At 61.0% G+C, this 14,744-nt stretch carries 14 protein-coding genes; 1 reads left to right on the forward strand and 13 read right to left on the reverse strand.

Translation table 11 applies throughout. From position 1 onward, the window contains the following. Positions 1-37 precede the first annotated feature (37 nt). From FHT78_RS09140 to FHT78_RS09180, 9 genes are all read right to left on the reverse strand, one after another. Positions 38-493, reverse strand: coding sequence for a PTS sugar transporter subunit IIA (locus FHT78_RS09140; protein WP_183742732.1), 456 nt, complete (start codon positions 491-493; stop codon positions 38-40). Between the two features lie 29 nt (positions 494-522). After that, a complete protein-coding gene (locus tag FHT78_RS09145; protein WP_113430669.1) occupies positions 523-1,215 on the reverse strand; it encodes a response regulator transcription factor in 693 nt (230 codons plus the stop codon). Further along, positions 1,212-3,923: a sensor histidine kinase KdpD gene (locus tag FHT78_RS09150; RefSeq protein ID WP_183742734.1), complete on the reverse strand. Its 2,712-nt coding sequence runs from the start codon at positions 3,921-3,923 to the stop codon at positions 1,212-1,214. The genes FHT78_RS09145 and FHT78_RS09150 overlap by 4 nt, the downstream gene beginning before the upstream one ends. A gap of 63 nt (positions 3,924-3,986) precedes the next feature. Beyond that, positions 3,987-4,556, reverse strand: a complete 570-nt coding sequence (gene kdpC / locus FHT78_RS09155; protein WP_183742736.1) for a potassium-transporting ATPase subunit KdpC — start codon at positions 4,554-4,556, stop codon at positions 3,987-3,989. A gap of 11 nt (positions 4,557-4,567) precedes the next feature. Then, complete coding sequence (gene kdpB, locus FHT78_RS09160; RefSeq protein WP_183742737.1) at positions 4,568-6,628, reverse strand: potassium-transporting ATPase subunit KdpB; 2,061 nt, start codon at positions 6,626-6,628, stop codon at positions 4,568-4,570. A 209-nt stretch (positions 6,629-6,837) separates the two neighbouring features. Further along, positions 6,838-8,541, reverse strand: coding sequence for a potassium-transporting ATPase subunit KdpA (kdpA, locus tag FHT78_RS09165; protein WP_183742739.1), 1,704 nt, complete (start codon positions 8,539-8,541; stop codon positions 6,838-6,840). Positions 8,542-8,592: 51 nt separating this feature from the next. Further along, entirely contained in the window at positions 8,593-8,682 is a 90-nt protein-coding gene (locus FHT78_RS09170; protein ID WP_007825856.1) for a K(+)-transporting ATPase subunit F, read from the reverse strand. Positions 8,683-9,029: 347 nt separating this feature from the next. Next, entirely contained in the window at positions 9,030-9,392 is a 363-nt protein-coding gene (locus FHT78_RS09175) for a copper resistance CopC family protein (protein ID WP_183742741.1), read from the reverse strand. Between the two features lie 71 nt (positions 9,393-9,463). Further along, positions 9,464-9,664, reverse strand: coding sequence for a hypothetical protein (locus FHT78_RS09180; RefSeq protein ID WP_183742744.1), 201 nt, complete (start codon positions 9,662-9,664; stop codon positions 9,464-9,466). Between the two features lie 238 nt (positions 9,665-9,902). Between FHT78_RS09180 and FHT78_RS09185 the strand changes: the two genes are divergently transcribed. Then, positions 9,903-10,946: an NAD(P)-dependent alcohol dehydrogenase gene (locus FHT78_RS09185; RefSeq protein ID WP_183742746.1), complete on the forward strand. Its 1,044-nt coding sequence runs from the start codon at positions 9,903-9,905 to the stop codon at positions 10,944-10,946. A 6-nt stretch (positions 10,947-10,952) separates the two neighbouring features. Here FHT78_RS09185 and FHT78_RS09190 read toward each other — a convergent pair whose 3' ends face one another. From FHT78_RS09190 to FHT78_RS09205, 4 genes are all read right to left on the reverse strand, one after another. Next, the gene (locus tag FHT78_RS09190; protein ID WP_183742748.1) at positions 10,953-11,522 is read right to left on the reverse strand and encodes a VTT domain-containing protein; all 570 of its coding nucleotides are present in this window, start codon (positions 11,520-11,522) and stop codon (positions 10,953-10,955) included. A gap of 34 nt (positions 11,523-11,556) precedes the next feature. Then, positions 11,557-12,918 carry an FAD-containing oxidoreductase gene (locus FHT78_RS09195; protein ID WP_183742750.1) on the reverse strand — a complete coding sequence of 454 codons (1,362 nt, stop codon included), beginning with the start codon at positions 12,916-12,918 and terminating at the stop codon, positions 11,557-11,559. Further along, positions 12,918-13,376 (reverse strand): DUF4126 family protein, encoded by a 459-nt coding sequence (locus tag FHT78_RS09200; protein WP_183742752.1) that lies wholly within the window; start codon positions 13,374-13,376, stop codon positions 12,918-12,920. The genes FHT78_RS09195 and FHT78_RS09200 overlap by 1 nt, the downstream gene beginning before the upstream one ends. A gap of 96 nt (positions 13,377-13,472) precedes the next feature. Next, on the reverse strand, positions 13,473-14,660 hold the full coding sequence (locus FHT78_RS09205; protein ID WP_183742754.1) for an acyl-CoA dehydrogenase: 1,188 nt from the start codon (positions 14,658-14,660) through the stop codon (positions 13,473-13,475). Positions 14,661-14,744 lie beyond the last annotated feature (84 nt).

A 14,744-nucleotide genomic window follows, 5' to 3' on the forward strand; every position in this document is an offset into this window, starting at 1 on the left:
GGCGGGGAGAAGGTCGAAAGCGCGAAACGAATTTTACTCACACGCGCGAATCGGCGATGAAATCCGAATAGAATTCATCGACGCTTCTGGCCTTGCGCATGGCGGCCAAGACGCCCTCCGATTGAAGCCTGCGGGCGATCGCGGCAAGCACGTTCAAATATTCCCCGCGATTGTTTTCCCCGAAGAGCAGCACGAAGGCCATGTCTGTCGGGATATCGTCGATCGCATCGAAATCCAGCGGTTGAGCGAAACGGATCAGCAGACCACGGGGGCTCGTCATACCGTCGATAGCCGCATGCGGAACCGCAATGCCGTTGCCGATACCGGTGGAGCCGAGCTTCTCGCGGGATTCAAGTGCCTTCAGGACGGCCTGACCGTCAATGTCGAAGGCTTTGCCGGCCTTTTCGGATATCGCCTGCAGCGCGCGCCACTTAGTCGTCACCGACAGGCCGATGAAAGTGTGCTCCGGCCGGATGATATTGGAGAGGTTCATTTCTTTCTCGATGCTGTTTTCGGCGCGTATCAGTCAGGCTCGCGGAGCCGATAGCCGACGCCGGTCTCGGTGGTGATATAGTGTGGCTGGTCGGGAATCTGCTCGACCTTTTGCCGCAGCTGGCGCACGTAGACGCGCAGATATTGCACGTCCGCTGCCGGGCCCCACACCTGTTTCAGAAGAAATTGATGTGTTAGCACCTTGCCGGCATGCTGGGCGAGCACGCGCAGGATGTCGTATTCCTTCGGCGACAGCTTAATTTCTTTGCCGTCAACTTTGACGATGCGCTTGACGAGATCGATCGACAGGCCACCCGTCTGGAAGATCGCCTTTTCTCCCTGCTGTTGCAGCCGGTGGCGCAGCGCCACGCGGATGCGGGCGCCGAGCTCGTTGATGCCGAAGGGCTTCGTGACATAGTCATCGGCGCCGGTTTCCAGCGCCTTGACGATGCCCGCCTCGTCGGTGCGGCTCGACAGGATGACGACCGGCATGGTGAGCCCGTCCTCGCGCCATTCCTGCAGAAGGTCATGGCCTGGCATGTCGGGAAGGCCGAGATCGAGCACGATGAGATCTGGCTGGTCGTCCTTGACCGACTGGCGGGCTGCACCAGCATTCGGCGCCTCATGGACTTCATAGCCCTGCGCGGTGAGGCCGACACGTAAGAGTTTGCGAATCGGGGGCTCGTCGTCGACGACGAGAATCTTGACGGCTGAACCAGTCATTTGAGTTCATCCAGTTTGGGAATGTCATTCGGTTTGGGAAGGCGGATGGTGAAGACAGCGCCGGACCGGCCCATTCGGTTGCTGGCAGTGATCGTGCCACCCATCGCCTCGATGAAGCCCCGGCATATGGAGAGGCCGAGGCCGGTGCCGGCGCGCACCTGATCGCCCTTGCGCACACGATAAAAGGTGTCGAAAATACGGGTGAGGTCTGCAGGGGGAATGCCGGGCCCTTCGTCGGAGACCTGTACGACGACGTTGTCGGCATCCGCCCAACCCTCTATGCGGATGACGGAGCCTTCCGGCGCGTATTTGGCCGCATTGTCGAGCAGGTTGAAGAGGACCTGTTCGAAGAGAACGGGATCGACGCGGACCATGGGCAGATCGGTGGGGATCGTCATTTCCGTCTTGTGACGGTCGAGAATCTTGGCGGCACGGCGCAACGCGCTGCCGGCGATGTCGCCGGCATAGTGCAGCGCGTAATTCGGTTCCATAGCGCCGGATTCGATCTTCGTCATGTCGAGCAGGTTGGCGATGAAGCGGTTGAGCCGTTCGGATTCATCGACGACAGTCGAGAGAAGGTCCGTGCGGTCGTCGGCCGACATGGAATCGAAATAGTCGCGCAGCGTGCCGGACGCGCCGAGGATCGCTGCAAGCGGTGTCTTCAGATCATGCGAGATCGAAGTCAGCAGCGCCGAACGCAGGCGGTCTGCTTCCGCCGCAAGTTTCGCCCGGTCGACATCGGCAACGAGCTGCACGCGTTCGATGGCGAGGGCCGCCTGGTCGGCGAGCGCGTCCAGAAGGCGCTGCTGCTCGGGCGTCAGCAGCGGGCCGTCACGGCGGTCGCTGTCGAGACCGATGACGCCGACGGCGGTGCGGCCGGTGCGCAGTGGTACATAGAGACGCTTGGCGCCGGGCAGAGTGTCGGCGCCACGACCGGCGGCATGATTGTGCTCCCAGGCCCAACGCGCGGCGGCAATATCGGCGTCGTCGAGCGTATCGTCGGGCGGGTATCCGGCCTTGACGGCGATGGAATTATCCTCCGGCAAGAGCAGAACCACGCGCACCTTGAGCATGGAGGCGATCTGGAAGGCGGTTGCCCAGAGAACGTCGTCCAGCGTGCCGGTGCCGGCAAGCTTCTTGGAAAACAGATAGAGGTCTTCCGTCGTTCGCGCCCTTTGTCGGGCTGCCGCTGCCTGCCGCTGCACGGTTGCGGTCAGATTGGAGGCGATGATGGCGACGCCGAGGAAGAAGAAGAGCGCCAGCACGCTTTCAGGGTCGCTAATCGTCAGCGTATAGCGCGGCGGGAGGAAGAAGAAATTGAAGGAGAGGGCACTGACGATACAGGTATAGAGCGCCGGCCTCAGGCCATGGATGACGGCCGAGGTCAAGACGGCCATCAGGAAGACGAGAGCCAGGTTGCGCACGTCCAGAACCTGATCGAGCACCACACCGACAGCCAGCGCAATCGCGACATAGACGGTCGAGAGGAGATAGGACCTGATATTCAGCGTTGGGACACTTGAAGCCGCTTTGACGCCGCGTTGCGAGGCGGTGTCCTTGTCGTTGCCGGAGATGACATGCACGCTGATGTCGCCGGCTCGGCGGATCAGCTCATCCGGCGTCGAGCGGCTCCACCACCATTCGCGCCATGTCGGCTTCTTCGGCGCGCCGATGACGATGTGGGTGACATTGTTGCTGGTGGCGTGGCGCACCAGCTCTTCGGCCACTTCGCGGCCGGGAATGGTAATCGCCTCGCCGCCAAGCTGTTCGGCAAGTCGCAAGGTGGCCGCGATCGTGTCGCGCTGCGCTTCCGAGAGATTGATGGACCGGTTGGTCTCGATATAGACCGCCGCCCACGGCCCTCGCAGCCGCGCCGCCATCCGAGAGGCGTAGCGGACGAGCGACGCGGAGCGGGGATGTTCGTCAATCGATACCAGCACGCGTTCGCCAGCGGCCCACGGGCCGGAAATGGCGTGTGCCTGCATATGGGTCAGCAACTGATCGTCGACACGCTGGGCAGTCTTACGCAGGGCAAGTTCGCGCAGCGCCGTCAGGTTGCCGGGCGTGAAATAGTTGGTTAGCGCTCGCTCGGCTGTTCGTGCGACATAGACCTTGCCGTCATGCAGGCGCTTGATGAGATCGTCGGGCGTCAGGTCGATGATCTCGATATCGTCAGCCATGTCGATCACCGAATCCGGCACGGTTTCGCGCACCCGGATGCGAGTGATCTGCGAAACGACGTCGTTCAGGCTCTCCACATGCTGGATGTTCAGCGTCGAATAGACATCGATACCGCGGTCGAGCAGTTCCTTGACATCGAGATAGCGCTTCGGATGGCGGCTGCCCTCGGCATTGGTGTGGGCGAGTTCGTCGACCAGAACGAGATCGGGCTTGCGCGCGAGAATGGCATCGAGGTCCATCTCTTCGAGCGATTGGCCGCGATAGGCGATCTTCACACGCGGAACGATCTCGAAACCGGCTAGCAGCGCCTCGGTCTCTTTGCGGCCATGGGTCTCGACAACGCCGATTACCACGTCGAGGCCGTCAGCCACCTTGGCGCGGCCGGAGACCAGCATCTCATAGGTCTTGCCGACGCCGGGGGCGGCACCCAGGAAGATCTTGAGGCGCCCGCGCGCCTCCGCCCGCGCTTTTTCAAGCAGCGCATCGGGCGAGGGCCTGCCGGCCTGATCGCGGTTGTCGTCTGGCATCGGTTTGGTCTTTCTTTACGAGCAAGCCCCGGTCCGCTTGTCGCGTTCCGGGGCTCTCGACCTTCACTGATTCATAGAAGCATCAAGGCCCCGGTTCAACGCCAGAACATTGACGGTCGGCTCGCCAAGCAGGCCAAGTTCGCGGTCCGTGACGGCCGCATCGACCAGCGCCTTGACCTTGGTTTCATCGACACCGCGCGCCTTGGCGACACGCGGCACCTGAAAGTAGGCGGCATCGGGTGAAATATGCGGATCGAGGCCACTGCCCGAAGCGGTGACGAGGTCGGCTGGAACCTGGGCATTCGGGTTGGCTGCCTTGGCAGCGTCATAGTCGCCCTTCACGCGATCGACCAGCTTCTGGCTGGTCGGGCCGAGGTTGGAGCCCGAGGATGCAGCGGCATTGTAGCCATCGCCTGCGGCCGACGGGCGGCCGTGGAAATACTTGTCGCTGGTGAAGGCTTGGCCGATCAGCGTGGAGCCGATAACCTGGCCGTCCTTTTCGATCAGACTGCCGTTTGCCTGGACCGGGAAGAGCACCTGGGCGACCCCTGTCATGGCAAGTGGGTAGAGAAGGCCGGTGATGGCTGTGGTGGCAACGATCATGACGATTGCCGGACGAAATTCTTTCAACATTGAATTACTCCTTAGGCGAGGCCGACGGTGGTGATGACGATGTCGATTGCCTTGATGCCGACGAAGGGGACGATGATACCGCCGCCACCGTAGATCAGCAGATTGCGGGAGAGCAGCGCTCCCGCACCGATCGGACGGTAGCGCACACCTTTCAGTGATAGCGGGATCAGCGCGATGATGATCAGCGCGTTGAAGATGATCGCCGAGAGAATGGCACTCTGCGGTGTGGCGAGACCCATAACGTTGAGCACACCGAGCTGCGGGTAGAAGGTCAGGAACATCGCCGGGATGATGGCGAAGTACTTGGCGATGTCGTTGGCGATCGAAAAGGTCGTCAGCGCGCCGCGGGTCATCAGCAGCTGCTTGCCGATTTCGACGATTTCGATGAGCTTCGTCGGGTCGCTGTCGAGGTCGACCATGTTGCCGGCTTCGCGGGCAGCGACCGTGCCGGTGTTCATGGCCACACCAACGTCGGCCTGAGCCAGAGCCGGGGCATCGTTCGTGCCGTCGCCGCACATGGCGACCAGCTTGCCCTTGGCCTGTTCCTCGCGGATCAGCTGCAGCTTGTTTTCAGGCGTTGCCTGGGCGAGAAAGTCGTCGACACCGGCTTCGGCGGCGATGGCGGCTGCCGTCATCGGGTTGTCGCCGGTGATCATGACGGTGCGGATGCCCATGCGCCGAAGCTCGTTGAAGCGCTCGCGAATGCCGCCCTTGACGATATCCTTGAGCTGGATGACGCCGAGCAGCTTGCCGTCTCGGGCAACCGCAAGCGGCGTGCCGCCGGCCTTGGCGATCTCGTCTGATATCGAGTGCAGTTCGCGAACGATTTCGGCGCCGTTCTTCGAGGAGGCATCGCCATTGACGTAGGTGAGCACTGCATCGACCGCACCTTTGCGGATCGCCGAACCTTCGAGATCGACACCGCTCATGCGGGTCTGGGCGGTGAAGGGCACGAATGTGGCCTTCAGGCTTGCCATGTCGCGGCCGCGGATTGCGTATTTTTCCTTGGCGAGCACGACGATGGAGCGGCCCTCGGGCGTCTCGTCGGCGAGCGAGGCAAGCTGCGCGGCATCGGCGAGATCCTGTTCGGAGACGCCGCGGACCGGCCGGAAGCTGGTGGCCTGGCGATTGCCGAGGGTAATCGTGCCGGTCTTGTCGAGCAGCAGCGTGTCGACGTCACCGGCAGCTTCTACGGCGCGGCCGGACATGGCGAGCACGTTGAAGCGGACGAGACGATCCATCCCTGCAATACCGATCGCCGAAAGCAGGGCGCCGATCGTGGTTGGGATCAGCGTGACGAAGAGGGCAACGAGCACGATGATCGGGATCGAGCCGCCGGCATAGGCCGCAAAGCTCGGGATCGTTGCCGTGGCGAGAACGAAGATCAGCGTCATCCCGGCAAGCAGGATGTTGAGCGCGATTTCGTTCGGCGTCTTCTGACGTTCGGCGCCTTCGACGAGCGAAATCATGCGGTCGAGGAAGGTCGAGCCTGCAGCCGCGGTGATGCGCACGCGGATCCAGTCGGAAAGAACCTGCGTACCGCCTGTTACGGCGGAGCGGTCGCCGCCGGATTCACGGATGACAGGGGCGGATTCGCCGGTGATGGCCGCTTCATTGACGGAGGCAACACCCTCGACGACTTCGCCGTCTGAGGGAATGATATCCCCAGCTTCGACGAGAACGAGATCGCCGACCTTCAGGCTGGTGCCAGGGACCATGCGGTAGCCGGTGCCGTTGTTGGCGGTCAGGAGCTTCGCCTGGGTCTCGGTGCGCGCCTTGCGCAGCGAGTCTGCCTGCGCCTTGCCGCGGCCTTCGGCGACGGCTTCGGCGAAGTTGGCAAAAAGCACGGTGAACCAGAGCCAGAGGTTGATCTGGAAGGAGAAGGCGAGATTGCCGTTACCTGAAACGAGGTCGCGCAGGAACAGGACTGTGGTTAGCGCGGAAACCGTGGCCACGACGAACATGACCGGGTTCTTGGAAAGAGTGCGCGGGTTGAGCTTGGTGAAAGCAGCGCCCACGGCCGGAATGAGGATGCGAGAATCGAGGATGCTCGCGGATTTTGCCTGGCTCATAAGAGACTCCAGCTTTGAAACGAGGATGGCAAACCGGATTGCCGGTCAGCCCTGTAAAATTCTGATGGCGCAGACGACGACGAGGAGGCCTGCCATCATCACCAGGATGATGTCGGAGGCGCGGGGCATCCGCTGAGCTCCACGCCCCGGCAGACCGGGACGTAGATGAAAGGCTTTTCGGAGCCTGTGACGGATAATCATGGAGAGCCTCAAAAGGTCTGGCCGGCGATCATGACCAGATGCTCGACAACTGGGCCAAGGGCGAGTGCCGGGAAGAATGTGAGACCGCCGACGATCAGGATCGTGCCGATCAGCAGGCCGACGAAGAGCGGTCCATCCGTCGGGAAGGTGCCTGCCGAGGCCGGAACCGTCTTCTTCGTGACCAGCGAGCCGGCAATCGCAAGAGCCGGAATGATGACGAGGAAGCGGCCCATGAGCATGCCGATGCCGAGCGTGATGTTGTACCACGGCGTGTTGCCCGTGAGGCCGCCGAAAGCCGAGCCGTTGTTGGCCGCAGCCGACGTGTAGGCATAGAGGATCTCGGAGAAGCCGTGCGGGCCTGCCGTGCCGATCGAAGCCACTGCCGAGGGCAGGACGCTGGCGATCGCGGCGAAGATCAGCATGGCGAGCGGCAGGCAGAGGATGGCAAGAACGGCCATCTTCATCTCCTTCGCCTCGATCTTCTTGCCGAGATATTCCGGGGTGCGGCCGACCATGAGACCCGCCACGAAAACGGCGACGATGATGAAGAGCAGGATGCCGTAGAAGCCTGCGCCGACACCGCCGACGATGATTTCGCCGAGCTGCATGTTGATGAGCGGAATCAAGCCGCCGAGCGCTGTGAACGAGCCATGCATTGCATTGACCGCGCCGCAGGAGGCGGCCGTGGTGATGACCGCAAACAGCGAGGACAAGGTGATGCCGAAGCGGACTTCCTTGCCTTCCATGTTGCCGCCCTCAAGGCCGAAGGCATGCATCAGCGGGTTGCCCGCGGCTTCGGCCCAGTAGGTGATGCCGACGCCGACGATAAAGAGAATGCCCATCGCAGCCAGGATCGCCCAGCCCTGGCGCTGATTGCCGACCATGCGGCCGAAGACGTTGGTCAGTGCCGCACCGATCGCAAAAATCGAGACCATCTGGATGAGGTTTGAGATCGCGTCCGGGTTTTCGAACGGATGGGCGGAGTTGACGTTGAAGAAGCCGCCGCCATTGGTGCCAAGCATCTTGATGGCAAGCTGAGAAGCGACCGGGCCGATGGCGATCGTCTGTTTAGCGCCTTCCAGCGTCGTTGCTTCGACATAGGGGCCAAGCGTTTGCGGAACGCCGAGCCAGACATAGGCGAGCGTCAGCACAATGCAGATCGGCAGCAAAATGTAGAGTGTGGAGCGGATAAGATCGACCCAGAAATTGCCGATCGCCTTGCCCGATGCGCGCGAGAAGGCGCGGATGAAAGCCACGGCGATCGCCATCCCGGTCGCTGCCGACACGAAATTCTGCACCGTCAGACCCATCATCTGGGTCAAGTACGACATGGTGCTTTCGCCGCCGTAATTCTGCCAGTTGGTGTTCGTCGGGAAGCTGACGGCAGTGTTGAAAGCAAGATCTGTCGGCACGGCTGTCATGCCTGCCGGATTATAAGGGAGCCCGCCCTGCAGACGCATGATCGCATAAAGCAAGACGACGCCCATCAGATTGAACATCAGCATGGCGAAGGCATACGACATCCAGTGCTGATCCTCGCGCTCGCTGGTGCCGGCGGCGGCGTAAAGCCCCCGTTCGATCGGAACGAGAACCGGTGAGAGGAATGTGCGCTCGCCGCTGTAGACGCGTGTCATATAGCCGCCGAGCGGTTTGACGAGCACGAGGACGATCCCGCAGTAAAGCAGGATCTGAAGCCATCCGTTGAGGGTCATGGAGAAAACTTTCAGTACCCGGCCGCTTCGGGATCAGAAGCGCCGGTTTTGTCAGAAACGTTCTGGGCGGATGAGAGCGTAGGTGAGGTAGACGGTGAGAAACACGGTCACGGCACCGCTCAGGACATAGTCGAGGGTCATCGTTCTCTCCTGTCAAAGCCGGTCGCAGGCACGCGTATAGGCAAAGCAAAGTCCGAAGAACACGACTGCAGTGCCGAGTAGAATTATATCCATCATCGATCTTGACTCCGGTTGGTTATTCTTGGAGTCAGACAAGACAAAGGGCGCCATTGCGGTGAGGTGGCGCCTTTATGCTTTCTGGCATGGAGATGATCTTTGCGATCTCTCGGGCATCAATATGCGGCCGAAGTGCATAAAGGTTCGAGATTGCGCCGAGGGTATCAATATAAAAATCTTATAAATGCTTTTATGCGATCAAAGCTTGCTTTAGGGCGGCCCGATAGATGGGTTGCTCAATGTCGAAAGCTTCAGGGATCGACCCGGAACTGGTAGCGGCCTTCAGCGCTGTGGCCATCCATCGAGAGAACACGCCAGTTGAGCGTATAGACACCGGGCGCCATGGCGGGATCGAGTGGAATCTTGAAGACGGAGCCTTCCGGTCCCGAAAGGAACGGCTTGCCGATCGGCAATGTGAGACCCTGGGCATCGAGCAGCGTAGCGGTCGAGCGGGCAAGATCGACAGGGCCGGTAAAGGTGAGCTCGAGGTTGGCCGGCACCAGCTGCTCTTCCTGCTGTAGCGGCGGAAGCGATGCTTCCTCGATCGCTGCGGACGCCTGGCCTGCGGCCAAGAGAAGGGATGCAAACAGGCAGAATGACGCGATCGATTTCATTACGGTCTTTCCCTAGGTGCCGATCCGCAAGGCCGGGGGCGTCATGCCCGCCACACCATGCCGGCGCATGCTTAATAACGCTGCGAGGGGCGATTTCGATCCCGTGCCCGTGCAATAATCCGCACTGGCTGAAGCAGTGGCTGCCGCTGGCGGCTTTGCGGAAGTGCGGCGAGAGCCTCATCCATCAGGTTGCGCCAGAAATCGCGGAGCTGTTTGGCCATCTGCGTGGTGGAAGACAAGTTTCTGCCGACGTTATCATTGTCGTGCTTCATCGCTTTTCTCCTTCCCGCTTGTCGTGGTCGTTGAGGGTAATGTAGTCCTCGCCGCCCTTTTCCGGAATCATACAGACGTTTAGGGCAAGCTTATCTTTCGGGTGATAACCATCTGAGCATTTCGTCACATAATGAGCAGAAGCCTGCTGGAGATGATTGAATTGTCGTCCCGTGCGGTCTTATAGTCGGCGCAACGGCGCCCGATGAATCATGGGAGCCATAGGGAAGGAAACCGATCATGACCAAAGTCCGTGCGCTGGTACTCGAGCGCCAGCATGAGCTCGCGCTTCGCGATATCGATCTGCCTCTGGAGACAGGCCCCGAGCAGGTGAAGATCAAGATCCACACCGTGGGTGTCTGCGGCTCCGACGTGCACTATTATACGCACGGCAAGATCGGCCCCTTCATCGTCAATGAGCCTATGGTGCTCGGCCATGAGGCTGCAGGCACGGTGATCGAGGTCGGCGCCGGTGTGACGCATCTGAAGGTCGGCGATCGCGTCTGCATGGAACCCGGCATTCCTGATCCCAATTCCAAGGCAAGCCGGCTTGGCATGTACAATGTCGATCCGGCCGTCATTTTTTGGGCGACGCCGCCGATCCACGGCGTGTTGACCCCCGAGGTCGTGCACCCCGCCAATTATACGTTCAAGCTGCCGGACAATGTCAGCTTCGCCGAAGGCGCAATGGTCGAACCTTTCGCGGTCGGCATGCAGGCAGCCACCAAGGCGAAGATCGCACCCGGCGACACGGCCGTCGTGCTTGGCGCCGGTCCGATCGGCACCATGGTTGCGATCGCCGCCCTCGCCGGCGGCTGTGCCCGCGCGATCGTTGCCGACCTCGCCCAGCCGAAGCTCGATATTGCTGCGCGGTATCAGGGCGTCATTCCGGTCAACATCCGCGAAAAGAACCTTGCCGAGGAAGTCGGCCGGCTGACCGATGGCTGGGGTGCGGATGTCGTCTTCGAATGCTCAGGCTCGCCAAAAGCCTGGGAGACGATCATGGCTTTGCCGCGCCCTGGCGGCGTCATCGTCGCTGTCGGCCTGCCGGTCAACCCTGTTGGTTTCGACGTCTCGACGGCCTCGACGAAGGAAATCCGCATAGAGACGGTGTTCCGCTACGCCCATCAATATGAGCGCTCGATCGCGCTGCTCGGCTCGGGAAGGGTGGATCTGAAGCCACTGATATCGGAAACCTTCACATTCGAGGATTCGATCAAGGCCTTTGACCGCGCGGTCGAGGCACGTCCTGATGATGTCAAACTGCAGATCGTCATGGACTAAGGCCCTTTACGGGTATTTGATTCCAAATTTCCTCTTGCGAAGCACCAGCGCCGCGCCCGCGATAAGGGCCGCGGCGGCAAGTGCGATCAGCAGGTGATGATGCAGCGGCAGGCGACCGAGCATTTGTTCTATTCCGTGCCCGAAGGCATAGCCAAGCGCGGTGAAGAGCTGCCCCCAAACGAGCGCCGCCAGAAGGTTGAGCACGAGGAATCTCTGCGTCGATATATGCGTCGTCCCAATGACGATCGGGCTGATCGTGCGCAATCCCACCAGAAAGCGGAACGCGAAAATGAATCCGGTCGGATATTTTTCGAGAAGCTGCGTGACCCGTGCGAGCGCCGGCGTCTCCATCACGCGGCGAACAAAGTTCCATTGGGCGGCATAGCGGCCGGCAAAGAACCACATCTGGTCTCCGGCGAATGATCCCGCCGAAGCAGCCATTGAGGCGGCCCAATAGGTTAGAAGCTCGCGATGCGCGATGACGCCGCCGAGAAAGGCGGCGGTTTCGCCCTCGAAGGCCGTGCCGAGAAAGATTGCCGGCAGGCCATAATTTTCGATCAGCAGTTCGATATTCAATAGCCTGCCTCCGGATGATTGCGATCTTTGCGGATCAGATCGCCTTCAAATCACCCAGCAGCGTCGGGATCAATTCCGAAACGGTCGGGTGGATCGGCATGGACCACTTCAGCACCGGGTAGGTTGTGCCGGCATTCATGGCGTCGATGAAGCCGTGGATCACCTCGTCGCCCTCGATCCCGAGGATAGCTGCACCCAGGATTTCCTTGCTCTCCGCATCCGCGACCACCTTCATGAAGCCCTTGGTTTCGCCACGCTCATTGGCGCGGCCGACTTTGCTCATCGGGCGGGTCGAGACCATGATCTTGCGGCCCGAGGCGAGTGCCTGCTTTTCCGTCATGCCGACGCGGCCGAGCGGCGGGTCGATATAGAGCGCATAGGCCGGAATGCGGCTCGACACTTTGCGATCGCCACCGTCGAGCAGATTGGCTGCGGCGATCTCGAAGTCATTATAGGACGTATGGGTGAAGGCACCGTGGCCGTTGCAGTCCCCGAGCGCCCATATGCCTTCGATATTGGTGGCTAACTGGTCGTCGACGCTGATGAAGCCACGCTTGTCGATAGCCACACCTGCAGCATCGAGGCCGAGATCGTCGGTATTCGGCGTCCGGCCGGTGGCGACAAGCACGTGGCTTGCCTCGATCGTTTCGGAGTCGACCGTAACAGTTGCACCATCAGCGCCTTTGGCGAAGCGGATGTCCTTGACGTCGGTATGGATCCTTATGCCCTCGGACCTGAGGATATCGGCGATCGCATCGGAAATATCCTCGTCCTCGCGGGAGGCGAGTTTCGGGCCGCGCTCGATCACCGTTACCGCCGCGCCGAAACGTCGGTACATCTGTGCAAATTCGAGGCCGATATAGCTGCCGCCGATAATAGCGAGATGCTTCGGCAGGCTATCGAGATGAATGATGCCGGTGCTGGTCAGATAATCGATATCGGCAAGGCCCGGCATGTCGGGGATTGTCGGACGGGCGCCGACATTGAGGAAGATCTTAGGTGCCGTCAGCGTTTCGCCATTGACGACGACTTCTTTCGGGCCTGTGAAGCGGGCATGGCCGTGGATGACGGTCATGGTCTTCATGCTGCCGAACCAGTCGCTCAAACCATTTCGGGCATTCATGATGATCGTCTCTGCACGATCGCGCACGATCTTCATGTCGATTGCAATTTCGCCCGGGATCTGGACCCCGTAGTCGGCACCGCGCCGCGCCACATAGGCGGCGCGCGCACTTGCTACCAGTGTCTTCGTCGGCATGCACCCTGCATTGACGCAGGTGCCGCCAAGGAACTTGCGTTCGATCAGCGCCACCTTCATGCCCGTTTCCGCCATGCGGGCGGCGAGGAATGGGCCGGCCTGGCCGGCGCCGATGAAGATTGCGTCGAAGCTCTTCATCAGACTGCCCACGCGATGACAAAGGCGCCGACGACAGCGACGGCATCTTCGATCAGGGCAGCCGGACGATCCTGGCCGAAGGAGGCTGCAAGTTTGCCGCGGGCGGCTGCGCCGCCGAGCGTACCGATGACAGCGCCAATGATGCCGGCGATCAGGCCGCCGAAGAGCAGGCTGCTAGCGACACCGATGACGGCACCGCACAGCGCGCCGACGATGATGCGGGTAGCGAACTGGATCGGCACCTTGCGTGAGGGGGTGGAGGGCAACTGGTCGGTGATGAGCTCAATAATGGCGAGCGCCGTAAAGATCCACGGCGTCCATTGGTAACCCATGAAGGCGAGCGGTGTCTGAGAGATATCGAACCAGCCGAGTGCAGCGCCCCAGGCAATGGCAGCAGGTGCGGTCATGGCGCGAAGACCGGCAATGACGCCGATCAGAAGTGCGAGCAGCAGAAACATATGCAAATCCCCCTTGCACCATCGGCCTCTCTGCCGCGGTGAGGGGAGGTTTGCACATTGTCATCCAGGTTGCAATTCGCCTTGCATGCCACGGAATCAGTTGGAGAAGGCGGCAATGCCTGTGATTGCACGACCGAGAATGAGCGCATGAATGTCATGCGTTCCCTCATAGGTGTTGACCACTTCGAGATTGACGAGGTGACGGGCGACGCCGAACTCGTCGGAAATGCCGTTGCCGCCAAGCATGTCGCGGGCTGCCCGGGCAATCTCCAGTGCCTTGCCGCAGGAATTGCGCTTGAGGATCGACGTCAGTTCGACAGGCGGATGGCCCTCTTCCTTCATGCGGCCGAGACGCAAACATCCCTGAAGACCGAGCGAGATTTCAGTTGCCATATCGGCAAGCTTCTTCTGGATGAGCTGGTTGGCGGCAAGCGGCCGGCCAAACTGCTGGCGGTCCAGCGTATATTGCCGGGCCGTTGCATAGCAGGCTTCGGCTGCACCCAGCGCGCCCCAGGCGATGCCGAAGCGTGCGGAGTTGAGGCAGGTAAACGGACCCTTGAGGCCGCTGACGTTGGGCAGCAGGTTCTCTTCCGGCACGAAGACATTGTCCATGACGACTTCGCCTGTGATCGAGGCGCGAAGCCCAACCTTGCCCTGGATCTTCGGCGCCGAGAGACCCTTCCAGCCCTTTTCCAGGATGAAACCGCGAATGAGGCCATCGTCGGTCTTTGCCCAGACGACGAAGACATCGGCAATCGGCGCATTCGAGATCCAGGTCTTGGAGCCTGTCAGGCTATAACCGCCATCGACCTTCTTTGCCCGCGTTGCCATGGAGCCCGGATCGGAGCCGTGATTGGGCTCGGTCAGGCCAAAACAGCCGATCCATTCGCCGGTCGCAAGTTTCGGCAGATATTTCTGCTTCTGCTCTTCCGAGCCGAAGGCGTCGATCGGCACCATGACGAGGGAGGACTGCACGCTCATCATCGAACGATAACCGCTGTCGACGCGCTCCACCTCGCGGGCGATGAGACCATAGGCGACATAGCCGAGGCCGGCGCCGCCATATTCCGGATCGATCGTCGGGCCGAGAAGGCCGAGTTCACCCATCTCCCGGAAGATTTCCGGGTCGGTCTTCTCATTGCGGAAGGCTTCGAGCACACGGGGGCCGAGCTTCTCCTGCGCATAGGCATGTGCGGTCTCCTGCACCATGCGCTCCTCGTCGGTCAGCTGCTCCACGAGCCGGAAGGGATCTGCCCAGTCGAAAACCTCGCGCCTATGCTGCATGTCCAATCTCCTCACCATCATTTAGGCATGCCTGTTCTATGGTCGCATAGACCTGCCCGGTTACGGCGTCAACAAGACGGGGTC

This window comes from Rhizobium sp. BK196, assembly GCF_014193255.1.
Taxonomy (GTDB): Bacteria; Pseudomonadota; Alphaproteobacteria; order Rhizobiales; family Rhizobiaceae; genus Rhizobium.